The organism is Citrobacter sp. MGH110, from assembly GCF_001037515.1.
GTDB lineage: Bacteria > Pseudomonadota > Gammaproteobacteria > Enterobacterales > Enterobacteriaceae > Citrobacter > Citrobacter portucalensis.
This window is the reverse complement of the sequence record NZ_KQ089830.1, coordinates 2,325,309-2,352,302: the sequence shown is the minus strand read 5'-3', so window position 1 is coordinate 2,352,302 and position 26,994 is coordinate 2,325,309. Positions and strand designations below refer to the sequence as shown.

Genomic DNA, 26,994 nt, shown 5'->3' with positions numbered 1-26,994 from the left:
TTTGTAATCGATTACTTTTCTATTGAATCTAATTTGTAATCGATTACTTTTTAAGGGTGGGGCAAAAAATGGTGTCAACAACCGAAAGTAGTGGAAAACAGAGCGTACAGTACCGGCTGCTGGTGCCCCGGCTGTCGCTAATGATGTTCTTACAGTTCTTTATCTGGGGAAGTTGGTCCGTCACGCTGGGGCTGGTGATGAGCCAGCACAACATGTCGCTGTTGATTGGCGATGCGTTTTCAGCCGGGCCCATTGCCTCTATTCTGTCGCCATTCGTCTTAGGGATGCTGGTAGACCGCTTTTTTGCCTCGCAAAAGGTGATGGCGGTGATGCACCTTGCTGGCGCGGCAATCCTGTGGTTTGTTCCGCAGGCATTGGTGGTGCAAAACGGTGCACTGTTGATTGGTCTGCTGTTTGGCTACACGTTGTGCTACATGCCAACGCTGGCGCTTACCAACAATATTGCTTTTCATAGCCTGTCGGATAAGGACAAAACCTTCCCGGTGGTGCGGGTGTTTGGCACCATTGGCTGGATTGTCGCGGGGATCTTTATCGGTGTAACCGGAATTTCGGACACCACCGGCATCTTTACGCTGGCGGCGATTATCTCTGTGGTTCTGGCGCTCTACAGCCTGACGCTGCCCAACACGCCTGCACCGGCGAAAGGACTGCCGGTGAAAGTTCGCGATCTGTTTTGTGCGGATGCTTTTGCCTTACTCAAGGTCCGTCACTTTTTTGTCTTCTCGCTCTGCGCGACGCTTATCTCTGTACCGTTGGGAACCTATTACGCGTATACCGCGTCGTTTCTTGCTGATGCGGGCGTCGGCGACGTTAGTACGGCGATGTCGTTTGGTCAGATGTCTGAAATATTCTTCATGCTGGTGATCCCGTTCCTGTTCAGACGTTTGGGCGTGAAATACATGCTGTTAATCGGGATGTGCGCCTGGTTCGTGCGTTATGCCTTCTTTGCCCTCGGCATCAGCGAAGAGGGCCGATTCCTGCTGTATCTCGGCATTCTGCTGCACGGCGTTTGCTACGACTTCTTCTTCGTGGTCGGCTTTATTTACACCGATCGTATCGCCGGGGAAAAAGTAAAAGGTCAGGCGCAAAGCATGATCGTCATGTTTACCTATGGGATCGGTATGCTGCTGGGCTCGCAAATTTCAGGCGCACTTTACAACCGGCTGGTGGCGGGGCAAACCGTGCCTCAGGCGTGGACCACATTCTGGTGGATCCCGGCAGTCGCTGCCGCAGTGATTGCCGTGATTTTCCTTTTCTCTTTCAAGTATGACGACAAAGAGCAGGCGTAATTTTCAGGAGGGGTTATGAAAACCATCAAGGGGCCTGGCATTTTTCTGGCGCAATTTATCGGGGATCGCCCGCCATTTAACACCCTGGAAGGCGTGGCAAAATGGGCGGCGGAGCTGGGCTATAAGGCATTACAAATCCCGTGTAATCACAAGTCGCTGTTTGATGTCGAACAAGCTGCTGTAAGTCAGGCCTATTGTGATGATATTCGCGGGATGCTGGCCGGATATGGGTTAGTGATTAGCGAATTATCTACCCATCTTGAAGGTCAACTGGTTGCCGTCCATCCGGCTTACGATGACGCTTTTGACGGATTTGCTCCGCCGTCTGTACGCGCTAATCCGCAGGCCAGACAGGCGTGGGCCATCGAAACCTTACACCAGGCCGCTGCGGCTTCGCAAAGACTGGGGCTGACGGCACATGCCACGTTTTCAGGTTCGCTCGCCTGGCCTTTCTTTTATCCGTGGCCACCGCATAATCGTCAGCGCTTTGAAGAGGCTTTTCTGGAGCTGGCGCGCCGCTGGAGACCGATACTCGATCGCTTTGATCACCATGGGGTGGATGTTTGCTTTGAGATCCATCCAGGCGAAGATCTGCACGATGGCGTGACGTTCGAGCGTTTTCTTGCGCTGGTTGATAATCATCCTCGCTGCAACATTCTCTATGACCCGAGCCATCTGTTATTGCAGCAGATGGATTATCTTGGGTTTATCGATGTCTATCACTCGCGTATTAAAGCGTTCCACGTCAAGGACGCTGAGTACCACGCCAGTAGCCGCAGCGGTGTCTATGGCGGTTATCAGCCGTGGCTCGATCGCGCCGGGCGCTTCCGTTCTTTGGGGGACGGGCAGGTCGATTTCAAAACGATCTTCAGCAAGCTCACACAATATGATTTCCCTGGCTGGGCGGTGCTGGAATGGGAGTGTTGCCTGAAAGACGCACAAACCGGGGCGCGTGAGGGGAGTGATTTTATACGCCGCCATATTATTCCGGTTTCTGCACGTGCATTTGATGATTTCGCCGCTGGCGATGAGGTACGCAAATGATACAGGTTGGCATTATTGGTAGCGGATTTATTGGGCCTGCACATATTGAGGCGTTGCGTCGACTCGGCGGTGTGAACGTGGTGGCGCTCTGTGATAGCTCGCTGGCGGTTGCCAAGGAACGCGCAGATGCTCTTCATATTCCTCATGCGTACGGCAGCGTTGAAGCGCTGCTGGCGCATCCCGGACTGCAGGTAGTGCATAACTGTACACCGAATCATCTGCATGCCGACATCAATCGGCAGATTTTACGCGCGGGTATGCACGTGTTTTCAGAAAAGCCGCTGTGTATGACGCCGGAAGAGGCTCGTGAACTGGAAACGCTGGCGCAGCAGGCTGGAGTGGTGCACGGCGTGAGCTTTGTCTATCGCCAGTTTGCAATGGTGCAGCAGGCGGCCAGTATGGTCAGAAGCGGCAGCGTGGGCAGTCTGTTTGCCGTACAGGGGAGCTACCTGCAGGACTGGATGCTGCTGGAGACTGACTACAACTGGCGGGTCGATGCCGCACAGGGCGGCGATTCACGGGCGGTTGCGGATATCGGTTCGCACTGGTGTGATACGGTGCAATTCGTGACTGGAAAACGTATTGTCGAGGTGATGGCCGATTTGGCTATCGTCTGGCCGGTACGTAAAGCCAGCATTGCCAGTAACGCTACGTTTGGCCAGCAAACGGCTGATGTGCAATTTGAGGATAAAGCGGTTACGACAGAAGATCGTGGGTCGGTGCTGGTACGTTTTGATGATGGCAGCAAAGGCTGCTTTAGCGTTTCGCAAGTGAGTGCCGGGCGCAAGAATCACCTGAGCTTTGAAATTAACGGTAGCCACTGTTCACTGCACTGGGATCAGGAAACGCCGCAACAGCTTTGGGTCGGGCACCGTCAGCAGGCGAACCAGATCCTGACGGACGACCCAGGATTGATGAATGCTGATGTAGCTGCCAGTGCGCACTTTCCGGGCGGGCATATTGAGGGCTGGCCGGATGCGTTCAAGAATATGATGCAGCAGTTTTATCAGGCGGTGTTGGCAGGCAAAATGCCCGCGAGGGCGGAGCGTCGATTTGCGTCTTTTTCTGACGGTGCGGATGTGATGTATATTATTGATGCAATTATAAAAAGCCATCAGCAGCAGCGTTGGATATCAGTACAGCGCTAAACACGCATCCGGTTCGCCAGTCGGCGATTTTATGGTAGCCTCAACGCAAAGCGTAAACCGCAGGATGTGTCGTCGTTATGTCTATTCAAAAAATCGCCCAGCTTGCCGGTGTGTCGGTGGCGACGGTATCGCGTGTGCTGAATCACAGTGATACCGTCAAAGCCAAAAATCGTGAGCGCGTGCTACAGGCTATTAAAGAAAGCAATTATCAGCCCAACCTGCTGGCGCGTCAGCTGCGTACGGCACGTAGTTCGATGATTCTGGTGATGGTTTCCAACATTGCCAACCCTTTTTGTGCAGAGGTTGTTAAAGGCATTGAAGAGGAGGCGGAGAAGAATGGCTATCGCATTTTGCTGTGTAATTCCGGCTCGGATACAGCCCGCTCAAAATCGGCGTTGAAGCTCCTGTCGGGGAAAATTGTTGATGGCATTATCACCATGGATGCATTCTCAAAATTACCGGAACTGACTACGCTGATTGGCGATGCGCCCTGGGTTCAGTGCGCGGAATATGCTGACAAAGGCGCGGTTTCCTGCGTGGGGATTAACGATGTTGACGCCGCACAGTCGGTGATATCTCACCTGGTGGATAAGGGCTACCGACGAATTGCCTTAATCAATCATGACCTGAGTTATAAATATGCTCGTTTGCGCGAACGCGGCTATAAAGCGGCGCTGCATGCGCTGTCGCTTGAATATCAGGCTGTGGAATATGCCAGTGAATTAAGTTCCAGTGCAGGAATTGCGGCGATGAAAACACTACTTGCCGCAGAGGTGAAACCCGACGCGGTGTTTGCCGTATCGGACACGCTAGCCGCTGGTGCGATGCGCGCAATTTTCGATGCCGGATTACAGATCCCGCAGGATATCGCCGTTGTTGGTTTCGACGGTACGGAACTGGCAGAAATGGTTTCTCCACAGCTTTCGACCATTGAGCAGCCCTCACGGGATATAGGCCGCAAAGCGGTAGGATTATTGCTGAATAAAATAGAAAATCCTGACGCGCAGACGGAAAGGGTGATGATGGACTGGCGCTATATTTCACGCGCCAGTACCTGAGCTTTATCGCTGAAACGCACCAGACAGAGCACGAATATCATTTCCGGTAGGCGACTGATGAATGCGCAAGCCAAACTCTTCAACTACGGCAAATATATGGTCGAAGATATCAGCCTGAATACTTTCATATTCCAGCCAGACCACCGTATTGGTAAAGGCATAAATTTCAATCGGTAAACCATGATCGTCCGGCGCAAGCTGGCGCACCATTAACGTCATATCTTTGCGAATACGCGGATGATGACGCAAATACTCGTTCAGATAAGCGCGGAAGGTACCAATATTGGTCATCCGGCGGTGATTCAATACCGATTCAGGCGCATCTAACTGCTGATTCCACTCGTCAATTTCCTGGTGACGTGTTGTTAAATACGGTTTCAGCAGGTGGGCTTTATGCAGACGCTGGCGCTCATCCTCATCAAGAAAATGGATGCTGGTGGCATCGATGCTGATGCTGCGTTTAATTCTCCGACCGCCTGAAGCCGACATTCCGCTCCAGTTTTTAAAAGAGTCTGATACCAGGGACCAGGTGGGGATAGTGGTGATGGTGTTATCCCAGTTGCGCACTTTGACGGTGGTTAAGCCAATATCAATGACCGCGCCATCGGCACCGTATTTCGGCATTTCCAGCCAGTCGCCAAGCTTTAACATATCGTTGGCGGAGAGCTGTATTCCGGCCACCAGACCGAGAATAGGGTCTTTAAACACCAGCATTAACACGGCGGCCATGGCGCCCAGACCGCTTATCAGTATTGCCGGTGACTGACCAATCAGCAGGGAAATCATCAATATTCCGACGAGAATTGCGCTGATGAGTTTGATGCCCTGGAATATGCCTTTTAGCGGCAATTGCGACGCAGCAGGGAGTTTTTGCGACAGATTGAGAATAACGTCCAGCAGGGAAAATAGGGACAGCAGGGCGTACATCATGATCCACAACTGTGCGCAGGTCACTAATATTTCTGCTGCTTCGCTGCCTTTCTGTAGCCAGAGTGCGGCCTGTATATTGACAATGATACCCTGCAGGGTGAATGCCAGCCGGTGAAATAACTTGTTCTGCGTGATGATTTGTAGCCACAGGCGGGAGCTGGCGCTGGCGCGCTTTTCAAATGCGCGTAATACCACCCAGTGCAAAATAACGTGAACAATAATGGCGGTGATAAAAATAATGCCAAAAATCATCACCAATGAGGTGGTGTGATTTATTTCAATGCCGAGTTCTTCTACCTGAGATATCAATTCCTGCATAACGTCTCCTTAATAAACAGCGGTCTATGATGACCGCTGTGCGGAGCTTATGCAAATGCGGAGGATTAGACTTCCGTCAGCGTCGTTTCCAACGGCAGACGAGATTTCGGCAGCGCGGCGTTGAAATCTTCTATGCTGTGATGACCCACAGGAACCACCACTACGCTGGTGAAACCTTTTTCTTTCAGGCCAAATTCTGCATCCATGACAGCTGAATCAAAGCCTTCGATCGGCACCGCATCCAGGCCCATCGCCGCAACGCCCAGCAGGAAGTTACCGACGTTCAGGTACACCTGTTTTGCCATCCAGTGGTTGTCATCTTTCAGTTCTTTGCGATGCATGTCGGCAAAGAAGGTGCGGCCTTTGTGGTTTGCGGCTTTCGCTTCAGGCGTGGCGAAACGACCATCGCTTTCTTCTTGATCCACCACGCGTTCCAGCCACGCATCGTCCATCGCCGTTTTGGCGCAGAACACCACGACGTGGGAAGCATCCAGCATTTTACGTTCGTTGAATACAAAGCCGCCAGCTGCGGATTTAGCCACACGCGCCTTACCTTCATCAGTGCTGGCGACAATAAAGTGCCATGGCTGAGAGTTGGTGCTGGATGGGCTAAACTGCAGCAGCGTTTTTAATTTTTCGGCCTGCTCAGCGGTCAGTTTTTTATTCGGATCAAATGCCTTAGTGGAGTAACGTTTTAAGGCGACAGAAACAATATCCATAACTACTCCTGGTGATTTTCCATACCCTGCGGGTGCGTTTTGTTTCAGCAGGGTACAGGGTTAGCAGAAAAAAGATAAGACAGAAAAATGCAAAAACACTTATCGGGGTTAGCGATAAATCAACCTGGACGCAGGCGTTTTTGATCCCGCTTCGGCAAGCCGTCGACGACGCGGTGCCAGGAATCATTCACCAGCTCTGCCAGTAATGACTCGGTAATATCGTCACCAGGATAGACCGAGATCCAGTGCTTTTTATTCATGTGATAGCCGGGCTTAATGCTGGGGTAGATCTGCTGGTTTAACAGTGATTTTTGCGGATCGGATTTCAGGTTAATAAGTGGCCGTCCGCGAAGCTCCGTGACCAGCATAAAAATTTTACCGCCAACCTTGAAGACATCGTATTCCGGGCCGAAAGGCCAGCAGTGTTCGGTAAAAGGTAGTTCGAGCGCAAGGCGTTTCGCACAGGCAGGAAGGGTCTGGCCGTCCATTATTGTTCCTCGCGGGTCAGTGCGCGCCACATGGCTTCAAACCCCATCGAAATATATTCATTTGCGCGGGCAGCGTCGCGGGCGGCGAACTCCATGGTGGTTTCTGCCAGAGAAAGGAATAGCCCGTCGCCAAAGGCGCGATATTCATCAGACATAAACTCGGGTCGTACGGAACGATGACAAAGATCGCGCAGTTCCGGGAACATATCGTCAGCCTGTTGTTCGGTGTCCTTGCTTATTTTCTCGCTGACCGCCAACTGACGAATCGTGCGATGCCCGCAGGTGTGGTTCAGGCCCCTGCTAATGTAGCTGTTCCAGATGTAGTGAGTCATGGTTTTGGCATCGGTCACTGAACGATCCAGGTTTGCCATCATCGACTGACAAAGGTCTTGCTTCAAAAAGAGGTAAAGCTCGTTGATCAAATCATCTTTGGTCGCGAAATAGCGAAACAACGTTCCCTCCGCAACCCCTGCATTACGGGCTATCACGGCGGTCGAAGCCGCAACACCTGATTGTGCAAATGCTGTGGTTGCAGCTTCCAGTAATGCCAGTTTTTTGTCTTCACTCTTCGGACGAGCCACTACACTTTACCCTTAAGTTTGTAAAAAACATGATTGAATCACGGCGTTTGCTGCGCCGCAACGGCGAATGTCAAAGATTGAAAATCATCTTGACGGAGAACTTTCGATTTCTATAATGAGTGCTTACTCACTCATAATCAAGAGTCAGTCGCGCAAACCAGCGGAAAGGGGGCGCGTTTAAGGTCAGGATATGAAGCGTCTCACAGTTTGTGTGGTTGTTATTATGCTTATTGCTGCAGCTGCAAGTTTACCGTTTGTACTCAATGCCGGGTTTGGTCAGGCGCCGCAAGGGGCACAACTGAGTCAGGTTGAACAGTCACCGCACTATCGTGATGGACAGTTTCATAACCAGGTGCCGACACCGGGCTATACCGGCAACAAAGGCATGCTGGCGGCCTGGTGGGAGTTTCTGGTCGCTAAGCGTGAAAATGCACGACCAGCACAACCGTTACCTATGGTCGCGACCGATCTCGCCGGGCTTTCGCCGCAGCAGGATACCCTGGTCTGGCTGGGCCATTCTTCGTGGTATTTACAGCTGGCGGGTCAACGTATCCTGATTGATCCGGTTTTCAGCAATTATGCCGCACCGTTCTCGTTCCTGAACAAGGCCTTTGCCGGTGATTATCCGTGGACCGCACAGACGATGCCGGAGATAGACCTGCTCATCATCTCGCACGATCACTATGACCATCTGGATCTCGCCACTATCAAGGCGCTAATGCCGAAAATTAAGCGGGTGATTACGCCGCTTGGCGTCGGGTCGCATCTGCGTTACTGGGGGATGCGCAGCGAGATAATCGAAGAACGGGACTGGAATCAGTCCGTCAGAGTGACGGATTCGCTGATCGTTCATGTGCTGCCCGCCCGTCATTTCTCGGGGCGCGGTATCAAACGCAACCAAACACTATGGGCGAGCTTCATGTTCGAAACGCCGGAGCAGAACGTTTATTACAGCGGCGATTCCGGCTATGGACCGCATTTTAAAGCCATCGGCGAGCAGTTTGGCTCTGTCGATTTGGCGATTATGGAGAACGGTCAGTATGACCAGGACTGGAAGTTTATTCACATGATGCCGGAAGAGACGGCGCAGGCTGCGGCAGATCTGCATGCGAAAGCCGTGTTGCCAGGGCATGCCGGCCGTTTCGTTCTGGCGAAACATACCTGGGATGATCCTTACAAACGACTGGCGCTTGCCAGCCGTCATCAGGATTACCGACTGCTGACGCCAATGCTGGGTGAACCGGTAATACTGTCCGAACCGGACCAACCGTTTACGGCCTGGTGGCAACAGGTGACTCAATGAATACAGGGGAGAGCATGATGACGATTTCTGCTCAGGTAATTGATACGATTGTTGAATGGATTGATGATAATTTGAATCAGCCATTGCGCATTGATGATATTGCACGCCATGCGGGATATTCCAAATGGCACCTGCAGCGTCTTTTTATGCAGTACAAAGGCGAGAGTCTCGGGCGTTACATCCGCGAACGTAAGCTGCTGATGGCGGCGCGCGATCTACGCGATACCGACCAGAAAGTGTACGACATATGTTTAAAATACGGATTCGATTCGCAGCAGACCTTTACGCGTATTTTCACCCGTACGTTCAGCCAGCCGCCGGGAGCTTATCGCAAAGAAAATCATAGCCGAACGCATTAACAGCAGAGGGTTCTCGCGGGCCTAATCCGCCAGCGAGAACCAGCGCCGCCAGATGAAGCGCAGCACCAAATACTCAATCACGCCCAGCAGTAAAAACCACAGGCAAAACAGCAAAGTATAAAACTGATTGAGATCCATCAGATGAAAAATGGCGACGAGTTTTTGCGCCAGCACCAGGCCAAGTGAGGGGGCGGGCAGCAGCAGGCAAGACAAAAAAGCCAGTAGCAGGATCCCTGCGACAGTCATCAGTGATTCAAGCGGGTGTTTCATAACATTGTTAAACTTGAGTTAAAAAGCTATTGTCCGGGATCTCAGCGGGCAACGCAAATTCCCACGCTTACAACCCCGCCCAAATCTCACAATGTTTTTTCACCAGGCCACTCAGTGACCCGCCTTCGGCGACAAAGTCACGCATGTTTTGTGCTTCATCATGACCATTTTTAACCTGCAGATGTATAGCTTCAATCGCGCTGGTTGCGCCTACTTTATCTGCAGAAGTAGCGATATTCTCCAGTAGTCGCAATGTGTCTTCTGACAGGCGGCAGCCGTCGCCGGTATTGACGTCGGTGACGATTCCCGCCATACCAAAGCGACAGGCCTGAAAACGATTGAATTTATACAACAGGTAATCACGCTCCTGGTGCTTGAATGGACGTTTGGTGAGTAACCAGTGGGCGGTAGCCTGAATAAGTCCTGCCATATTGACCGCATGATCAAGGGTCAGCGGCGTATCCATGACCCGAACCTCTACCGTGCCAAAGTGCGGGCTGGGGCGGATATCCCAGTGTAAATCTTTAATGCTATCAATCATGCTGGTGTAAGCCAGTCGACGGAATAGCCCCTCGAATTCCTGCCAGTTATTCACCCATGGCATCGGGCCATTATCGGGAAATCCGGAGAAAATATTCAGACGCGCGCAGGCAAACCGCGTGTCAGACGTCTGCATATAAGGTGAGGCGGCCGAGAGCGCAATAAAATGGGGAACAAATCGCGACAGGCCGTGTAGCAGGTAAATGGCATCATCGCCGTTTGCGCAGCCGATATGCACGTGCTGGCCAAACACCGTCGCCTGCTGGATAAGATAGCCAAAATTTTCCAGGTTGCGCCGATAGCGTTCGTCATCGCAGACTTCCTGACGTTGCCATTTTTGAAATGGATGTGTGCCGCCGCCACAAATGGCGAGGTGATGCTCTGCAGCAACTCGCATAATTATCTGCTGCATAGCGGACAATTCAGCATCAGCCTGGTCGATATTTCGGCAAACTCCGGTCGCCATCTCCAGCATACTTTCGGTGATATCGTGCTTCACTTCTCCGGCGGTGAGCTGCGGTTTTACGGCATCAATCAGCCGGGAAGAATCCTGACTCAGGTCGTAACCTGGCGGATTGACCACCTGCATTTCCAGTTCAATGCCTAACGTAAAAGGGTCGGAAACATGAAAATCGGGTAGTGGCATAAGGCTCTCTTTCGCGTTGATTTTTAATCAGTATAGAAGGAGTGCTGATTTTCTGTTCGTCGTCAAAATCACCCTTGCGACGCTTTGAAGGTGTAATGGCCAGTGTTATAACTATTTTTTACTTCGCTACTGGGGTTGAATCGTGCCGGAAATAAATCTTTATGGGCAGACCGTCGGCGATGTCGTGCCGGACTGGAATGGCGCTGCCGTACTGCCACGGGAAACGCTGATAGGGCAATATTGTCGACTGGTTCCCCTGGATGCCGACAGCCATGCCGCCGATCTGTTTGATGCCTACGCGCAGGCGCCGGACGATCGCGACTGGACCTGGCTTGCAAGCTCTCGCCCCACAAGCGTCGAGGCCGCAGTTTGCTGGGTGCAGGGGAAAGTTACTGATGCATCTCTGGTTCCCTATGCCGTCATTGAACAGCGTTCAGGACGAGCTGTCGGACTGGTGTGCTTTATGGCGATTGAACGAGAGCACGGTTCGGTCGAAATTGGTCATGTGACCTGGTCACCGCGTATGAAAAATACGGTTCTCGGCACCGAAAGCATCTGGCTGCTGTTACGCCAGGCATTTGCGTTGGGCTATCGTCGCGTGGAGTGGAAATGCGATTCTCTGAACACCGCTTCTCGACGGGCAGCGGAACGCCTTGGGTTTATCTTCGAAGGTCGCTTTCGCCAGAAGATTGTGCGCAAGGGGCGTAATCGCGACAGCGACTGGTTATCAATGATTGATAGCGAATGGCCCCAGTGTGACGCCGTGTTACAGCGCTGGTTGGCCGCAGAGAACTTTGATGAAAACGGACGGCAACGCCAGTCGATGGCAGAGTGCTTTTCCTGTGAGACTGCCAACGTTGAGACTGTGCAGACGCAACAGCAAGGTTATCAACAGCGCTGGCAACAGGAACACGGCTCGCTGACGCAAACACCGCCTGCGCTTCTGGCTGATTTACTCGCAGCACAACCTCGCAATCCCAACCTTTGCTACGACACGCTCTGCTCAAGAGCAGGGTTAGCAGCACTGACAAAAGCAAATGTGTCCACCTCAGAACCGATGGCTGCGATTATCAATACGGAAGTGGATACCGGAGAGCGTCGCATCCCGGTACGGATTTATCGACCGGCACTGACCGGAGAGCCGAAGGTGGTGGTGTTTATCCATGGCGGTGGGCATCTGAGCGGTTCGGTGGAAGTGTATGACCCGGTTGCCCGTCATCTGGCGATGGCGACAGGGAATATCGTTGTGTCGGTTGATTATCGACTTGCGCCAGAAAACCCGTATCCGGCTGGTCTTTCCGATGCCAAAGCCGTAATAGAAAACGTCTGGTCGCTGCTCGACAGTCAGCATATTCCTTACACTCGCCAACTCACGCTTATCGGCGACAGCGGTGGCGGCGCGTTTAGCACGACGCTGGCGGCCTACTTTTCCCGCGAGCAGCCAGGATTTATTCATCGCCTGGTGCTGATTTATCCGAGCCTGGACTACACGCTGAACTGGCCATCGGTGCAGGAGAACGGTACCGGAAAGCTACTGGATGAAAGCAAAATACGCTGGTATTTTCAGCAATATTTCCGCAATGAAGAAGATCGTAAACAGACGTCTCCGCTTTACCTGCCGTTGAGCCAGGATTTTCCACCCACTCTGGTAGTCAGTGGTGGGTTGGATCCTTTACGGGATGAGAATTTTGCTTTTGTCGCCAGACTGCAAGCTGAGGGGATACCCGTACAGCATGTTCACTTTCCTGGGATGACGCATGCTTATCTGATGCTGGAGGATAAAGTCCCGCAGGAAGCAAAAGCAACCTATCTGGCGATTGGTGACTTTGTTCGCGATTAGCGCCCGCACTCAGTCGTGGCTGCGGGCGGATTTATCATGATTGCTGACTCGCTAAGGTGTTTGCCAGCGCGTACGCTCAACGGCGCTTTGCCACTCGTGCCAGCGTTTTTGCAATCGACCGTGACGCTCTGCGTTTGGCTGAAATGATATGTGGTCGGGCAAAAAATGGCGTAGCTGAGCGGTTTCTGTACCGAGCAGCGCCTTGCGTGCCAGCAGCCCGGCGCCAATGGCTGAAAGCTCGGGAATGTCGCTGCGCATTACCGGGCAACCCAGCAGATCGGACTGGTACTGCATCAGCCAATCATTTTTTGTTGGCCCGCCATCAACCATCAGCGCGCTGAGGCTGAAACCGCTGTGCTGGTGCATCGCTTGCACCACATCGGCAATTTGATAGGTAATAGACTCCAGCGCGGCGCGCACCAGATGCGCGCGTTTCACGCCGCGGCTGAGGCCATGAATTAACCCCCGGGCGCTTTCATCCCACCAGGGTGCGCCCAGCCCGGTAAGTGCCGGAACAAAATAGACGCCCAGCGTCGAGTCGACCGTGGCGGGCAGAGTATTGAGTTCATGTAACAGTTGCTCCTCCGGCAGTTCGCTTAAGCCGGTACTGTCGGCCATCCAGGCCACAGCATCGCCAGTATGGGGAATATTGCCTTCCAGACCATAGACCCGGGTATCGCCATCATGCCAGGCAATAGTTGTTGCCAGCGCATTCACCGCAGACTGCGTTGAAGATACCGGAGCCATCACCGATGAGCCGGTGCCATAGGTCGCTTTAACACAACCTTCAGCACCTAGCCCGTGGGCAAAGAGCGCGGCATGAGAATCGCCAATCATCGCCAGAATGGGGATCCCATCGGGGATGGTCGCCAGACCTTTCGTCACGCCAAAATGATGACTGGAAGGGCAAACTTCTGGCAGCGCCTGTTGCGGGATACCAAACAGCGCCAGCATCTCGCTATCCCATTGGCCGCTATGTAGATTGAGCAACTGCGTGCGCGAAGCGTTGGAGGCGTCACAACGAAACGCCGCACCGCCGGTAAGATTCCACAGTAACCAGCTATCGATAGTGCCGAGGCAAATTTCGCCTTGCTGCGCGAGCGCCATGCCGTTGGGGACGGACTCCAGAAGCCAGCGCATTTTAGAGGCGGAAAATAGCGGGGCGACGGGCAATCCGGTGATGGATTTTATTTTCGCCTCATGACCTTGCTCGCGCAACGCCCGGCAAAAGTCAGCCGTGCGCGAGCATTGCCAGGTAATGGCGGGGCCGAGCGGACGCCCGCTTGCGCGATACCAGCCGATTGCCGTTTCTCGCTGATTACTGATCGCCAGCGCCGCCACCCGCTGCGTACCTACGGCGGCAACTGCTTGCGCCATTACAGCCAGAGAGGCCTCCAGCAGCGCGTCGCCGGACTGTTCAACCCAGCCTTCGCGAGGCGTGTGGATCGCCAGCGCGCGGGAGAACTTCGCGACCACATTTCCCCGACCGTCCAGCGCAACGGCTTTGGCATTGGTGGTGCCTTCATCAAGCGCAATAATAATGTCTTTCGTTGCTGACATCGTTTTCTCCAGCCTCTCTGTTTCCCTGAGTATTAGCGATGGAACAACGTATCCACCCCGAGATAGCGGGTGAAGGCTTCATGCAGCACCTCGGCGCTGGCGGAATGGTTCATTGCCACGTGATGTTCAAAACCGTTACGACAGATCCACGCCAGTAAATTCTCCAGATGCGGCACCTGGATTACTGCACGACAGCCAACCGTATCCAGCGGATCGTCTACCGATTGGCCTTCTCCGACGTACGCTTTGATTTCACCGGTTAAATCGTCGGTGCTCAGGCGGAAATAGGTCAGTGTGCCGCTTTTCATGCGTCCATGTACCGCACCGCAGGTGTTCTCTTTCCCAACGGTGGTACCGATGATGTCCGCTGTGCCCATTTTGGGGCTCTCCAGACTGGCTGATGCAAAGTTTCCGCAGTGAAAAAGCACACATTTATCACGATCGTCGCCGAAATTGTTATTCCAGTCGGCAATGGAAGCCGGGCTTAAATTACTGCTGGCGAGGGCGTACATTGACAGCGCGCCCATCACATCCACTTCGCATGCGCTGGGCATTAACTGCCCGGACATCACGCTCATGATTGAGCATACGTTGATGCCTAAATTTTCCTGCAGCGAAGTCCAGCACTGGATCGCAGTGGTATCTATATCGTTAGCGATGACCCATTCGCTGATGACGACAAACAGTTTTGCCATTGTGACGAGTTTGTCGGCGGGAATGGCGCTGGCATCGGCGTTATCCAGCAGCAGACGACGTTTTTCATCCACACGGATATCGTCATCGCGCAGACATTTGATGCGGGTAAAGACTTCAGACAGATCCAGCGTTTCAACGGCGATACCCAGTCTTTCGAGTAATTTTTCGCTGTAGCGAACGGTATTGAATCCAGCCGGGCGAGCACCGATAGCGCCGACGCGTACGCCACGCATGCTGCTGACAACACGGCAAATCTGTTCGAAACGTTTCAGATCCTGAGCAAAAACCTCACCGGCCAGATCGCAGACATGCTGGGTGGTGAGCGTAAATGGAATGCCGTACTGACGCAGGTTATTGCACAGGGAGATTTTTCCACAGAAGCTGTCACGGCGGGTGGCAAGCCCCATTTTATCAAGGTTATCTTCCTGCGCCTGAACCAGTACCGGGACATTCAGGCCAGACAGGCGCAGCGTTTCCGCTATTGCTTTTTCATCGCCAAAGTTCGGCAACAGCACTACCACGCCGTGAATGTCGTCGCGGTGAGCGCGGAAAAGTTCGGCGCACACTTTCGCATCCTGGCGGGTTTCTACCCCGCCGAGTTCCGTTTGCGTATCGTCGAGCATAATGGTTTTAATACCCAGTCGCGCAAAGAGCACGCTGGCTTGTTCGCGGGCTTCAGCAACCAGATAGCTTGGGAAAAATCCCCGATTGCCAATAATCACCGCCATGGTCAACTGTTGAGGAATTCGTGACATCGCTTTCTCCAGTAAGTGTTCTGTTGTTATTGTTTTATCGTGTGTTGCTGCAACAGCGCGGCGGCGTTTTTCACGACGCCAGCGGCGTCAATTTCGTGGCGGGCACGCGTTGCCGCGCGATCGGCCGCGATGGCATATTGACCATCGCCAATGCCGAGTCGGCGCAGCGGAATGGCACAGCCAGCTTCTGCCAGTACCTCGGCCACCAGGCTTCCCACGCCGCCATTAATGTTATGCTCTTCCACACTGACCACGGCCTTGCAGTGGGCTAATGCCGCCAACAGTTGTTGGGTATCGCAGGGACGAATTGACGGTACACTGATTACGCTTGCATCAATACCCGCCTGTTCCAGCACTGTGGCAGCCTCGACAATTTCATGGACGGTTGAGCCCATCGCGACCAGAGCGACATCTTTTCCTTTCCGCAGAATATCGATATTACCCGGAGTGAACTGGTAATTTTCGTCGTGTAGTTCCGGTAAGGCTTTTCCGTCGAGGCGAACATAAACCGGGCCGACGTGGCTTAAGGCATAGTCGATAATCTGCCGGCATTCCACTGGGCAGGACGGGGCGTAAATTTCAATATTGCCAAAACCGCGCAGAACGGAAATGTCATCAATACTGTGATGTGTGCTGGCGAGGGGGCCGTAGCTGGCGCCCGCGTTCAGGCCGATCAGCTTCACGTTGGTGTTGTTGTAGCAAATGTCGACTTTGATTTGCTCATTAGCCCGCGAAATAAGGAACGGAGCGGCATTACAGGTGACGGCGATTTTGCCCCCCAGCGCCAGGCCGGCGGCGGCGCCAACCAGCGTCTGTTCGGCGATACCCACGTTGACCAGACGACCGGGAAATTCCTTCATAAACGGGGCGATTTTCGCCGTAGACGTTGAGTCAGCAACGACGGGTACAACGTCCATTCCGCGCTCGACCGCGGCAATTAAGGTATTCACCATCACGGTGGCGAGGTGTTCACTATTACGCATCTTTCAGTTCCTCCAGCGCCAGTTCAACTTCTTCCCCTTTTGGCACGCGGTGGTGCCATTCCGGGCGGCCTTGAATAAAGGAGATCCCGGCCCCTTTGGTGGTGTGGGCAATGACGACGTGCGGTTTACCTTCCGGGGTTAACCCTTCCAGCGTGCGCACCACATCACTCATATCATTACCGCGGCACTCAGTGACCTGCATACCGAAGGCGCGCCATTTCTCATCCAGTGGATCGGTGTTCATGATCTCTTTGGTTGCGCCGGCAAGTTGGAGGTTATTTTTGTCGTTGATGATAATCAGGTTATCCAGCTTGTAGTGGGCGGCGACCAGTGCGGCTTCCCAGTTGCTTCCTTCTGCCAGTTCACCATCACCGGTAACGACAAACACCCGGCGCTTGCTGTTGTTACGTTTAGCTGCCAGCGCAATGCCCACGGCGACCGGCAGACCGTGACCGAGCGCTCCGGTATTCAGTTCGATCCCTGGCGTTTTGTGTTTCACCGGATGACCCGGCAAGTGTGAATCGGCGTGCTGATAGGTCGCCAGCCAGTCCACGGGAATAAAACCAGCCTCAGCCAGCACGCAGTAGTAACCGCCCACTGCATGACCTTTCGACTGGATGTAGATGTCGCGCTCATCGCTTGCTATAAGCTCTGGTGAGCAATTCAGGATGCGAAAATAGAGTGCTGTCAGCAGTTCGACCTGCGACAGGTCAGCGCCGGTATGTCCCCCCGCCGGGCTTTCTGCATTCAACACGATAATGCGACGACGTACCGCACGTGCTTTCTTGACTAGCTCTGGTATTGAGAGCGAAAACGGATTCATAAGACACCTCTTGAATGTTTAATCCTTAGTGAATAAATATTCCATGTGGGTGCAGTAGTGCAACTGTCTCGCTATCCACTGCGTAATATGCAGCTAAAACAGTTGGTCGTTATCGGTTAGAATAAATATTCACTACTGATTTATTATTCATGATTAAAGATATGCCTTGTCTGAGGGTTTGTCTACGCCTTATAGCAGCAAATTTTGGCGAAAAGAGAAAAGGATCACACTAACGCGATAACCGGAAAGGCGCAGACGACTTGTTATCTATTCAGGTATGAATAAAAATAACAGGCAGTTTACCAGGGGGAATGTTATGTCAAAGCAGGATGAACAGCGGTTGCTGGTTAAGATTGCCACACTTTACTACGCCGAAAATAAAAAACAGTCTGAAATCGCCACGCTGCTGCATTTGTCGCAGTCCTTTGTCTCCCGTGCCTTGACGCGTTGTCAGAAAGAAGGGCTGGTGAAAATCACCGTCGTACAGCCGACTAATATCTTTGTCGAGCTGGAAAAAGCCATTGAAGAGCGGTTTGGTCTGCGCCAGGCGATTGTGGTGGATGTTGGCGACAACCCCAGTAGTACGCAAATTAAGCATGCCATTGGCAGTGCGGCGGCACATTACGTCGAAACTCGTCTGCGTGCCGAAGACCTGGTCGGTATTTCCTCCTGGAGTAGTACCATTCGCTGCATGGTTGATGAAATGCACCCGCAAAATATTCGGGCGGCAGGCGTGATCCAATTACTGGGCGGTGTGGGGCCAAACGGCAACGTGCAGGCCACGATTCTGACGCAACAGCTGGCGGCACACCTCGGCTGCCCGGCCTGGCTGTTGCCTTCGCAAAGTATTGAGCATTCGGTGGAAGAACGTTCTCGGCTGGTTAACAGCCCGGACGTGGCGGCGGTCGTCGAAAAATTTGCTGAAGTGGATGTGGCGATTGTCGGCATCGGGGAGCTGGAACCTTCTCAATTGCTGAAAAATTCAGGAAACTATTACAACGAAGAGATGCTGCGACTGCTGGCCGAACGCGGCGCGGTCGGGGATATCTGTCTGCATTATTACGACGCGGCGGGCAATCCGGTACTCAGCCATGAGGAAGACCCGGTTATCGGCATGGAGCTGGCGCAGATCCGCGACTGCAACCATGTGATAGCGTTGGCGGGCGGGGTAGAAAAACAGAATGCGATCCGTGGCGCGCTGCAGGGGAATTATATCGACGTACTGATCACCGACTACCCGACAGCGCGCAATCTGGTTAAAGGGTGACGCCGCGGTGAGTCAAGTTATCGCCAGCCCCTGGGGCTGGCTGTAGTTATCAGAGTTTTATTAAGCGTAGAGCAATCCATGGCTTAGCCGGTAGATCCAGCTTGTCACCGTGTTGAATAACCCCCGCAACCGGCGTGATCGTCATGGCCCAGGTATCAATGATATCGACCTTCCACGTCGTATTCTCCGGCAACATAGTCATCATCTTGTAGGCAGGGCAATGATCGCCAAAATAGAACAGTCCCCAGTTGCCCTCGCAGCTTATCCCCATCGACGTATCCCAGTGGCTACCCCACGGGAGCGGTGTCAGGCGTTTGGCTTGTCCTTCCTCAAGGATGTTGCGCAAAAAAGCGATGCGCGGGATGCTTGTTCCTTTGAGCGTGCCGCCATGTGACCACCAAATAATCTCATCTTCATTCAGGTATGTTTCGCCGTGAGTGACATAGCCGCCGAGTATTACGCCATGCCAGAACAATGCAGTCATTTTTTCTCCGGTGATATTGCCCCAGCCGAGATCGACATTGCCTTCATAGCAGCATTCGTCAATGACAATGGGTTTGGCAAATGTCTGCCGCCATTCCGGGACAAAGTGCATATCGTGGTGCTGGATGCTGGCGTGGGTGAGCGCGGGATTGTGATGATCGTACCAGTGCGCATTTGAGCGGTAGTGGATCGGCGGGTTGTGCCAGTTATGAATGGAGATCATGTGCGAAGAGGGATCCTCGCGTTTGATTTGCGCTATGGCGGCATCCCAGAATGACATCGGTTTTTCTTTCAGCAGGTCGAACTCATTGGCCAGCGACCACCAAATATTTTTAAACGATGCGAGGCGTGCCACCACGTAGCGGAGATAGCGGTGATCGGTCTCCTGCGACATGGCGGAAAATCCCCAGCGGTCGTACGGATGAAAGAGGATCAAATCCACCTCAATATTCAGTTCATCCAGCTTTTGTATTTGACTCTCCAACTGGGCAAAAAAGGTGGTATCGAAGCGGGTAAAATCAAATCCCTGGTCGAGGGTACCCGGAAAGGGGAAGCGCATCGGTTCCTGCAGATTGTAGCGATAGTGTTTAGGAAATACGCACATGCGGATTTTATTGAACGGACTCGCCGCCAGCGATGCCAGCGTTTGTTGCTGTATATCGTCCGGTTGGTAGTTCCAGACGTAGGCCGTGGTGCCAAAAGGATAAAACGCGTTGCCATTGGCATAGCGGAAGTGCCCGTCGCCATCACGCTGTACCGGGCCGGTTAACTGTGTTTCAGGGACGCAGGTAAACGTTCCTTCGACAGGGGACTGCGAAGGAATATTTGAGCTGATGCGATAGTGCCAGACGCCGGGGATATCCGGCATAAAGCGCAGTATGAACTGACCGTTACCGTTGTAAAAGCCCCAAACCGTGCGGGATTCTTCGCCGCAGGTAAAGGTGGCTGATAGCTCGGTGTCGGTAAAATGGCGAGGATCGTCAACGTCCGTGACTTGATACTCAAACCGCCCCCACAGGGCAATACTTTGTTCGCTCATAGCACCTCTCCTTTGGAATATATATTCCATTGTGATTTTATATTCACGATGAGAGTAAGGGAGGTTACCGTTAACATTCCACTGTCAAGGCGAAAAAATGAGCATGCGATCACAAAAACGCCGCCATTTCTGCTGATTACTGTGAGGTTTTTACTGTGAGACTGAAAGGAGTAAGCGTTATCTGAATGACGAGAGAAACGGCCAGCCAGCATAAACGTCTTGTTTATTAATAAGATGACATTTCGCCACTAGATGACGGCGCGCTTAGGAGCAAAAGAATGAGGTTAATTGTGATACTGGTAACAATGTCACGACTAACCACTTGCCAGCGCTAAATTCGTGGGCTTAACCTTTGTGTGAATAGTAATTCGACAATGAATATATATTCATAAAGAGGGTTTCTCATGAAGCAACAGCATAAATTGAGTATCAAAGAGAAGATCTGTTATGGGTTAGGTGATTCGTCAGCGAACATTTTTCTTGGGATGACGATGATGTTTTTGCCCTATTTTTATACCGATGTTTTAGGGATTTCGGCAGCGGCGATGGGGATATTGTTTATTGTTGCCCGTCTGGTTGATGCCTTCTATGATCCATTTATCGGTAATATCTCCGATCGCACGCGGACAAAGCACGGATCGTATCGTCCTTTTTTGCTCTGGTTGGCGATCCCTTACGGTATTTCCTGTTTTTTAGTCTTTCTGGCGCCGGACTTTTCACCCAGTGGAAAGCTAGTCTATGCAGTGATTACCTATCTATTTCTGATCCTGATGTATGCCTCCACGGTGGTGCCGTATGTGGCGTTGTTGACGACACTCACCGCCGATCCCATGGATCGTTTAAGCGCCAACTCCTGGCGTTTCCCACTGGCTAAAATGGCCTTTCTTATCTGCTCAATGGTAGTGCCGATTTTCGTCGCCTGGTATGGAAAAACCGATGAAGCAAGCGCCTACATGATGGCGATGAGCTTTATTGCCGTGCTGGCCACGGCGTTTATGCTGCTCTGTTTCTGGGGAACAAAGGAGCGATATCAGGTTAGCGTGGAGACGGATAAAGTCCCGTTTACCAAACAACTGGGAATTATGCTGAAAGCGAAACCGGTGGTTGTTTTCTATCTGTTCAAAATTACCAGCTCCATTGCTTTTGTAATTAAAGGCAGTGTGACTATTTATTTTGTGAAGTATTTCCTGAATCGTGGGGATGCCTTTGTTTCTGGTCTGCTTTCGGCCACCGCGATTGCGGGGATCATTGCGCCGATGATTGCTATTCAACTGATTAAGCGCAACAAACTCTCGAAATTAGGTACGCTGAAGGTGGCGCAACTGGGCGGTGGCGTGGCGGCATTATGTCTCTATTTCGTTAACCCTGAACAAATCTCACTGGCATGTGTTCTACTGGTGCTGTCGGTATTGATGGCTGAACTTGGCTCGATTACTGCCTGGGCGCTGCCTTCTGATTGTGCCGACTATTGTGAAGACAAATCCGGCGTCAGAATGTCTGGGGCTGTCGCTGCCGGTACGCTCTTTTCGATGAAGGTTGGTCTGGCGCTGGCGGGTGGGATGGTTGGGCTAGTGCTCTCCCTTAGCGGTTACAAAGCGGGTGAGGCGGTGTCATCGGAAACGATGACGGCGATTATGTTCTTAATTGCCGGGATCCCTGCCATTTTCCATGCCATTAGTTTGGGATTGCTGATGATGTTTAAACTGGATGATAAGGTTTCGGCAGGGCAGGCTGAAGCCGTCATGAAATAAAATTTCCCCACTGCCGGATGGCGGCGCATTATCAGGCCCATATGTCATACACGACGTAGGCCTGATAAGCGCAGCGCCATCAGGCGTAATTTCAGGGCTACTGACTTTCCATCGCCGCCTTTTGCGCAACCACTGCGGCTTTTTGCTGCATCCGGTTTTGCATCTGGTCGATAATGACCGCGACAATAATCACGATGCCCTTAATCACCATTTGCCAGAATTCGCTGACGCCCATCATCACCAGACCATCGGCCAGAAAACCGATAACGAAAGCGCCAATCAACGTGCCTAAGATGGTGCCTCGACCACCGGCCAGCGACGTACCACCAAGTACAACGGCGGCAATGGCGTTCATCTCAAATGCTGTACCGTTGGCCGGATGACTAGCGGAAAGTTGTGCTGAAACAACTATTCCGGCAATTGCAGCGCATAGTCCGGACAGGGTGTACACCCAGATTTTTACCTGCCTCACTTTTACCCCGGACAGTTCAGCTGCGCGTTCGTTATCGCCGATGGCGTACACGTGACGGCCAAAGGGCAGACGGCGGGCAACGTAGGCAATAACCAGCGCCAGCACAATCATCATCCAGATGGCCCACGGAATACCAAACAGAGTTCCCGCGCCAATTTCATCAAAACCGGTGTTACCCAACTGTGGATTGCCGGAAAGCCCGGGGAATGTTTGTCCGTCAGAGGTCAGCATCGCCGCGCCGCGCAATACGTACATGGTGCCCAGCGTACAAATAAAAGGTGCGACGTTATAGCGCGTAATAATCCAGCCATTTGCTGCGCCAATCAATCCGCCAATCAGCAGTACGACAGGTACAATCACCCAGACGCTGGGGAAGATAGCGATGCCAAACATGGGCAATACAATGCCTTTGGTGATCAGCCATCCGGCAATCATGCCGCACAGCCCAAGCGTAGCGCCAATCGAGAGATCAATGCCGGCAGTAATAATGACGAAAGTGATTCCCAACGCCAGAAACGCGTTAATGGCGATGTGCTTGATCATAATGACCATGCTGCCGCCAGAGAGGAAACCGGGGACGGTGAAGGCAAAAAATCCGACGATCAGAAACAGCGCAATAAAGGTACGTAATTTCAGGATCAGCAGCAGGATATTTTCCCGCGAGAAGGTGACGCCGGCTCGCGGTGCGACGACGGCAGATTGTAGTGTTTTCATGTCAGAACCCCTGAGCACTTGCGGTGACCAGCGCCGATTCTTCGGCACGATCGCGAGTAATATCGGCCGTGAGCTTGCCGCCAGACATCACCAGAATGCGGTCAGATACCGCCATAATTTCTTTTAAATCCGAGGTGGAGAAGACAACGGCAATACCCTGTTGTGAGAGCTGTACCATCATGCGAAACACATCGGCTTTCGCGCCAACGTCAATGCCGCGTGTGGGCTCATCAAGGAACAGAATTTTGGGATTGGTAAGTAGGGAGCGGCCAATCACCACTTTCTGCTGGTTACCCCCGCTCAGAGCCTGGATTTCAACATCCGGTGAGGACACTTTGATCGACAGATTACCAATTGTGCTGGCGACGACGGCCTCCTCATCTTTGCGGGCGATGGCAAAACCGCGCTGCAGGCGACGCCACAGGCTGGCAATAGTCAGATTGCTGGCAACCGAAGAAATGGGAAAAATGCCTGTGCGCTTGCGATCTTCCGGTACCAGACTCATTCCCATACGAATGCGGTCGGCGGTGGTTAAGCGCTGTGGAACTGGCTTGCTGTCGAGCCACAGTTTACCGAGGTAGTTGCGCTCAGTACCCAGCAAGCACTCGAACAATTCGGTTCTTCCGGCCCCCATCAGTCCATAGATACCGACAATTTCGCCCGCGTGGACGTTAAAGGTGACGTCGTTGACCACCGCATTGCCAGCGGCATTGACGCAGGTAATATGTTCCGCTTCGAGAACCGGCGCGCCGAACGTGCGACCTGGCTCAAGAAAATTACTCACCGGGTCGCTGCCCAGCATTTCACGCACAATCCACGGCACATCGATATCGCTAACTCTGGCTTCGGCCTGGAATTTGCCATCGCGTAAAATGGTGATCACATCGCCAATCGCCATCAATTCTTCGAGTCGATGAGAGATGTAGATTATCGAAACGCCCTGGCGAGTCAGTTCGCGAATCACGCGAAACAGGATCTCGACTTCGGTTTTACTCAGCGCCGAGGTGGGTTCGTCGAGGATTAGAATGTCAGCGTCCTCCGCCAACGCTTTGGCGATTTCAACCAGCTGTTGCTGTCCAACTTTGAGATTGCCGACCAGATCGCGGGGTGAAATGGGCTGATCGAGTCGGGTTAGCAGCTCCGCAGTACGCTTCTCCTGTTCGGCCTCATCAATGGGGGTCATGCCTTTTTGGATCTCCCGGCCAAGGAAAATATTTTCCGCGACGGTGAGATTCTCAAACAGGTTAAGTTCCTGATGCACCATACCAATCCCGTGCGCCGCGGCGTCCCGGGTATTGGCGAAGCGAACAGGGTTGCCATTGAGCGCCATCTCGCCGCTGCTGGGCTGCTGAACACCGGCGAGGATCTTCATCAGCGTGGATTTCCCCGCACCGTTTTCGCCAATAATCACGTTGACCTTACCGCGCCACACCTGATAATCCACGCTGTCCAGCGCAATCGTGCCGGGAAATAGCATTGAGATGGCATGTGTGCGCAGGATGATGTCCTCTGCTGAGGAATTATTCATCAGTGTGCCTCCTGTTCCAGCGCTAACGCTGCCGCGTTTTCCGCTTTTCCTGCATTCAGCGTTACGGCGAACAGTACCGTGGCACGCTTCCCTTGCCAGCTTTCGTCCACTGCGGGCAAGTGTTTTACCGCTTCGCGGTTATACGCCCGGGAAAGCTGGGCAAACTGAACCTGGTTAGTGAAGTCTTCAAACTTAAAACCACTCGCATCGCGAATGGCATTGCCGCTCATCACCGGGCCTATTTGGATGGTGACAGGGGCGTCATTGACCCTCATCACAATGCTTTTCTCGCGCGCATTGGTGGTGTCGACGTTCTCAATCTGACTGGTCAGGCGCACAAATACGCTCTCGGCGGTGGGTGAGGGCGTCTTCAGGCGTGCGCTCAGCGCTGACGCATCCAGAGCGTGTTGCTTTGCCGCATCCAGGACGCGGGATTGCCAGGTTTGTTGCGCGATCTGCTCGGGTGTTTGATTGTCGAAACTGGCTTTGGCCTGTGGGTCGGCCGGGATGATGGGGTTGCCGTTTTCGTCGAGGTCAACTACCGTGCAGGCCGTCAGCAACAGGGTGGCGCACCCAACCAGTGCAGCACCCCATTGTGTTAACGACATAGTGCCTCCGCTTAGTGGCTCAGGTTGAATTTACTCAGCTTGCTGGCATTGGTTTCATCAATCAGCACGCAATCCATGAGCTGTTTTTCTTCTTTCTGCGCTTTGCCGTTTTTAAGATAGTAATCAGCCTGCTCAACCGCCATTTGTGCCTGCTGCCAGCCGGGCTGAAGGACGGTCGCTTTAATGTTGCTCTTGTTGATGATGGAATCTCGGGTGTAGTCGCTGCCGTCAAAACCCACCACGATGACATTGTTTTTCCCGGCAGCCTTCAGGGCAGCTTCTGCGCCCAGCGCCATGGTGTCGTTGCCGGAAATGACGCCGACGATATCAGGGTTGGTTTGTAAAATAGCTTCCATACGGGTAAACGCTTCAGTTTGGCTCCAGTTCGCCGTTTGCTGGGCGACCATTTTCATATCCGGATAGTCGTCGAGCACATCGTGATATCCCTGTGAGCGCACATGCGCGTTGGTGTCGGACTGGCGTCCCAGCAGCTCAACGTACTTGCCTTTTCCATCCAGTAGTTTGGCGAATTTCTCTGCGCCGAGCTGCGCGCCCTGGTAGTTGTTCGACACGATTTGCGCGACTGCGATGCCGGTCTTATTAATTTCACGATCGATGAGGAATGCAGGCACGCCCGCCGCTTTGGCTTTTTCCAGTGGACCAACGGTGGCATCGGCGCCCGCGTTATCGAGAATGATGGCTTTCGCTTTTCGGGCTATGGCGGTCTCAATCAGTTGGTTTTGTTTATTGACATCATCATCATGAGAGGCGACCAGCGTGGTATATCCCAGCTCTTTCGCTTTGGCGACCGCGCCGTCGGCTTCGGCTTTAAAGAACGGGTTGTCGTGTGAAGGGGTGATAATCGCAATCAGTCCGTTGTCGGCAGCATACAGCGAACCCGATGCGGTAAGGATCGAGGCCAGTAATACGGATTTAATCAGGGTTTTGTTCATCTTTTTCTCCACTTTGAATATTTATTCAAATATGATTTATTATTCAAGTTAACGATAAGTCGAGATAATCGAACTGTCTACGATTTGCGCAGCTAATTTCTTAAAAGGAGAAAAGGATCACGATCCTGACAGCGTGGGTGCACACAGGGTAATGATGTTTTTATCGCGTTGAAACCAATGCACGTTAATTTCCTGATTGGCGAGGTTAGGCGAAAATGATGGCATGATTTGCAATGTTAATTGCTGATTCGTGAGTGCGGTAATTTTTGCGCTGGTGAAACCTGGTAACCCGGATGCCTGAGTGGAAAACGCCTTATACAGGCTCTCCTTGGCGCTGAATGCCAGAGTTAAGGCGAGTGGAAAGGGCAATTCAGAATGATGCAAAATCGGTCGTTCGTGGTTATCGATAATACCGTCAGCCAGCTCAACTGCGGTTTGTTGCGTAAAAATAGCTTCTATATCCAGCCCAACGGGATGCGTCGATACTACCGCCAGCGCAGTTAATGCACTGTGGCTGATGCTGCCAAACAACTTTTGTGGCCACAGCGGTTGTCGCTGCCCGCCGATGCCAGGTACAGTTTTGATACCGTATTCACGTAATGCATGTACTGCGGCAATACGCCCTGCTAAGTGCTCAGCTTTACGTTTACGTCCACAGGATTGAAGCTGAGAGTGGTGGGGGAGCCAGAGCAGGTCGTGCTCATGGAAGCTGTCGGGATCGAACTCGACCATGTGCAGCGTGTGGTCTGCGAAAGTGAGCGGTGTGTGCGTGGTGTGCATGATAGTTATAATTTCCCTCTCCCCGCAG

Annotated in this window: 25 protein-coding genes and 1 pseudogene; 10 read left to right on the top strand and 16 right to left on the bottom strand. The window is 52.7% G+C overall.

Annotation, left to right across the window (positions count from 1 at the left end; translation table 11 throughout):
• The first annotated feature begins 68 nt into the window (after positions 1–68).
• From SK38_RS11265 to SK38_RS11250, 4 genes are all read left to right on the top strand, one after another.
• Complete coding sequence (locus SK38_RS11265; RefSeq protein ID WP_048235923.1) at positions 69–1,310, top strand: MFS transporter; 1,242 nt, start codon at positions 69–71, stop codon at positions 1,308–1,310.
• A 15-nt stretch (positions 1,311–1,325) separates the two neighbouring features.
• A complete protein-coding gene (locus SK38_RS11260; RefSeq protein WP_048235922.1) occupies positions 1,326–2,354 on the top strand; it encodes a sugar phosphate isomerase/epimerase family protein in 1,029 nt (342 codons plus the stop codon).
• The gene (locus tag SK38_RS11255; protein ID WP_048235921.1) at positions 2,351–3,502 is read left to right on the top strand and encodes a Gfo/Idh/MocA family protein; all 1,152 of its coding nucleotides are present in this window, start codon (positions 2,351–2,353) and stop codon (positions 3,500–3,502) included. Before SK38_RS11260 ends, SK38_RS11255 begins: the two co-directional genes overlap by 4 nt.
• Before the next feature lie 77 nt (positions 3,503–3,579).
• Positions 3,580–4,560 (top strand): LacI family DNA-binding transcriptional regulator, encoded by a 981-nt coding sequence (locus SK38_RS11250; protein ID WP_003831159.1) that lies wholly within the window; start codon positions 3,580–3,582, stop codon positions 4,558–4,560.
• Positions 4,561–4,563: 3 nt separating this feature from the next.
• Here the strand turns inward: SK38_RS11250 and SK38_RS11245 are convergent, their stop codons facing one another.
• The 4 genes from SK38_RS11245 to SK38_RS11230 all read right to left on the bottom strand — a co-directional run bounded on the left by SK38_RS11245 (position 4,564) and on the right by SK38_RS11230 (position 7,596).
• Positions 4,564–5,808, bottom strand: coding sequence for a mechanosensitive ion channel family protein (locus SK38_RS11245; RefSeq protein WP_048235920.1), 1,245 nt, complete (start codon positions 5,806–5,808; stop codon positions 4,564–4,566).
• Between the two features lie 65 nt (positions 5,809–5,873).
• Entirely contained in the window at positions 5,874–6,527 is a 654-nt protein-coding gene (gene nfsB, locus SK38_RS11240; protein WP_048235919.1) for an oxygen-insensitive NAD(P)H nitroreductase, read from the bottom strand.
• A 119-nt stretch (positions 6,528–6,646) separates the two neighbouring features.
• The gene (locus SK38_RS11235; protein WP_008784040.1) at positions 6,647–7,015 is read right to left on the bottom strand and encodes an MmcQ/YjbR family DNA-binding protein; all 369 of its coding nucleotides are present in this window, start codon (positions 7,013–7,015) and stop codon (positions 6,647–6,649) included.
• Complete coding sequence (locus tag SK38_RS11230; RefSeq protein WP_048235918.1) at positions 7,015–7,596, bottom strand: TetR/AcrR family transcriptional regulator; 582 nt, start codon at positions 7,594–7,596, stop codon at positions 7,015–7,017. Before SK38_RS11230 ends, SK38_RS11235 begins: the two co-directional genes overlap by 1 nt.
• A 190-nt stretch (positions 7,597–7,786) precedes the next feature.
• On the opposite strand from SK38_RS11230, the gene SK38_RS11225 reads away from it, so the two are divergent.
• Together SK38_RS11225 and SK38_RS11220 are read left to right on the top strand one after the other, a co-directional pair.
• Entirely contained in the window at positions 7,787–8,899 is a 1,113-nt protein-coding gene (locus SK38_RS11225; RefSeq protein WP_008784042.1) for an MBL fold metallo-hydrolase, read from the top strand.
• Positions 8,900–8,916: 17 nt separating this feature from the next.
• Positions 8,917–9,258, top strand: coding sequence for a RamA family antibiotic efflux transcriptional regulator (locus SK38_RS11220; RefSeq protein WP_048236475.1), 342 nt, complete (start codon positions 8,917–8,919; stop codon positions 9,256–9,258).
• Between the two features lie 21 nt (positions 9,259–9,279).
• Here SK38_RS11220 and SK38_RS11215 read toward each other — a convergent pair whose 3' ends face one another.
• Complete coding sequence (locus tag SK38_RS11215; RefSeq protein ID WP_008784044.1) at positions 9,280–9,528, bottom strand: DUF1158 domain-containing protein; 249 nt, start codon at positions 9,526–9,528, stop codon at positions 9,280–9,282.
• A gap of 67 nt (positions 9,529–9,595) precedes the next feature.
• Complete coding sequence (locus tag SK38_RS11210) at positions 9,596–10,714, bottom strand: YbdK family carboxylate-amine ligase (protein WP_008784045.1); 1,119 nt, start codon at positions 10,712–10,714, stop codon at positions 9,596–9,598.
• A 142-nt stretch (positions 10,715–10,856) separates the two neighbouring features.
• Between SK38_RS11210 and SK38_RS25215 the strand changes: the two are divergent.
• Positions 10,857–11,546: pseudogene (locus SK38_RS25215) on the top strand (GNAT family N-acetyltransferase); the annotation flags it as partial.
• Entirely contained in the window at positions 11,538–12,554 is a 1,017-nt protein-coding gene (locus SK38_RS25210) for an alpha/beta hydrolase (RefSeq protein ID WP_331456310.1), read from the top strand. The pseudogene SK38_RS25215 and the gene SK38_RS25210, both read left to right, overlap by 9 nt.
• 51 nt (positions 12,555–12,605) lie before the next feature.
• Here the strand turns inward: SK38_RS25210 and SK38_RS11200 are convergent, their stop codons facing one another.
• The 4 genes from SK38_RS11200 to SK38_RS11185 are packed head-to-tail and all read right to left on the bottom strand — an operon-like array spanning position 12,606 to position 17,371.
• Positions 12,606–14,114, bottom strand: a complete 1,509-nt coding sequence (locus SK38_RS11200; RefSeq protein WP_048214730.1) for an FGGY family carbohydrate kinase — start codon at positions 14,112–14,114, stop codon at positions 12,606–12,608.
• A gap of 32 nt (positions 14,115–14,146) precedes the next feature.
• Positions 14,147–15,565, bottom strand: coding sequence for an L-fucose/L-arabinose isomerase family protein (locus tag SK38_RS11195; protein WP_032942637.1), 1,419 nt, complete (start codon positions 15,563–15,565; stop codon positions 14,147–14,149).
• A 26-nt stretch (positions 15,566–15,591) separates the two neighbouring features.
• Entirely contained in the window at positions 15,592–16,548 is a 957-nt protein-coding gene (locus SK38_RS11190; protein WP_032942639.1) for a transketolase family protein, read from the bottom strand.
• Positions 16,541–17,371, bottom strand: coding sequence for a transketolase (locus SK38_RS11185; RefSeq protein ID WP_032942640.1), 831 nt, complete (start codon positions 17,369–17,371; stop codon positions 16,541–16,543). The genes SK38_RS11190 and SK38_RS11185 overlap by 8 nt, the downstream gene beginning before the upstream one ends.
• Positions 17,372–17,687: 316 nt before the next feature.
• On the opposite strand from SK38_RS11185, the gene SK38_RS11180 reads away from it, so the two are divergent.
• Positions 17,688–18,638, top strand: a complete 951-nt coding sequence (locus SK38_RS11180; protein WP_048214728.1) for a sugar-binding transcriptional regulator — start codon at positions 17,688–17,690, stop codon at positions 18,636–18,638.
• A 49-nt stretch (positions 18,639–18,687) separates the two neighbouring features.
• Here SK38_RS11180 and SK38_RS11175 read toward each other — a convergent pair whose 3' ends face one another.
• The gene (locus tag SK38_RS11175) at positions 18,688–20,160 is read right to left on the bottom strand and encodes an apiosidase-like domain-containing protein (protein WP_048235917.1); all 1,473 of its coding nucleotides are present in this window, start codon (positions 20,158–20,160) and stop codon (positions 18,688–18,690) included.
• Positions 20,161–20,564: 404 nt separating this feature from the next.
• Here SK38_RS11175 and SK38_RS11170 point away from each other — a divergent pair, with 404 nt between their 5' ends.
• Positions 20,565–21,911 (top strand): glycoside-pentoside-hexuronide (GPH):cation symporter, encoded by a 1,347-nt coding sequence (locus SK38_RS11170; protein ID WP_053069339.1) that lies wholly within the window; start codon positions 20,565–20,567, stop codon positions 21,909–21,911.
• A 97-nt stretch (positions 21,912–22,008) separates the two neighbouring features.
• On the opposite strand, the gene SK38_RS11165 is transcribed toward SK38_RS11170, so the two are convergent.
• The 5 genes from SK38_RS11165 to entD form a co-directional block, all read right to left on the bottom strand.
• Positions 22,009–23,097: an ABC transporter permease gene (locus SK38_RS11165; RefSeq protein ID WP_048214725.1), complete on the bottom strand. Its 1,089-nt coding sequence runs from the start codon at positions 23,095–23,097 to the stop codon at positions 22,009–22,011.
• 1 nt (position 23,098) lies between these two features.
• On the bottom strand, positions 23,099–24,625 hold the full coding sequence (locus SK38_RS11160) for a sugar ABC transporter ATP-binding protein (protein ID WP_197089504.1): 1,527 nt from the start codon (positions 24,623–24,625) through the stop codon (positions 23,099–23,101).
• Entirely contained in the window at positions 24,625–25,233 is a 609-nt protein-coding gene (locus SK38_RS11155; protein WP_048235916.1) for a DUF2291 family protein, read from the bottom strand. Before SK38_RS11155 ends, SK38_RS11160 begins: the two co-directional genes overlap by 1 nt.
• An 11-nt stretch (positions 25,234–25,244) precedes the next feature.
• On the bottom strand, positions 25,245–26,186 hold the full coding sequence (locus SK38_RS11150; protein WP_032942648.1) for a D-ribose ABC transporter substrate-binding protein: 942 nt from the start codon (positions 26,184–26,186) through the stop codon (positions 25,245–25,247).
• Between the two features lie 117 nt (positions 26,187–26,303).
• On the bottom strand, positions 26,304–26,966 hold the full coding sequence (gene entD / locus SK38_RS11145) for an enterobactin synthase subunit EntD (RefSeq protein ID WP_048235915.1): 663 nt from the start codon (positions 26,964–26,966) through the stop codon (positions 26,304–26,306).
• Between the last annotated feature and the right edge of the window lie 28 nt (positions 26,967–26,994).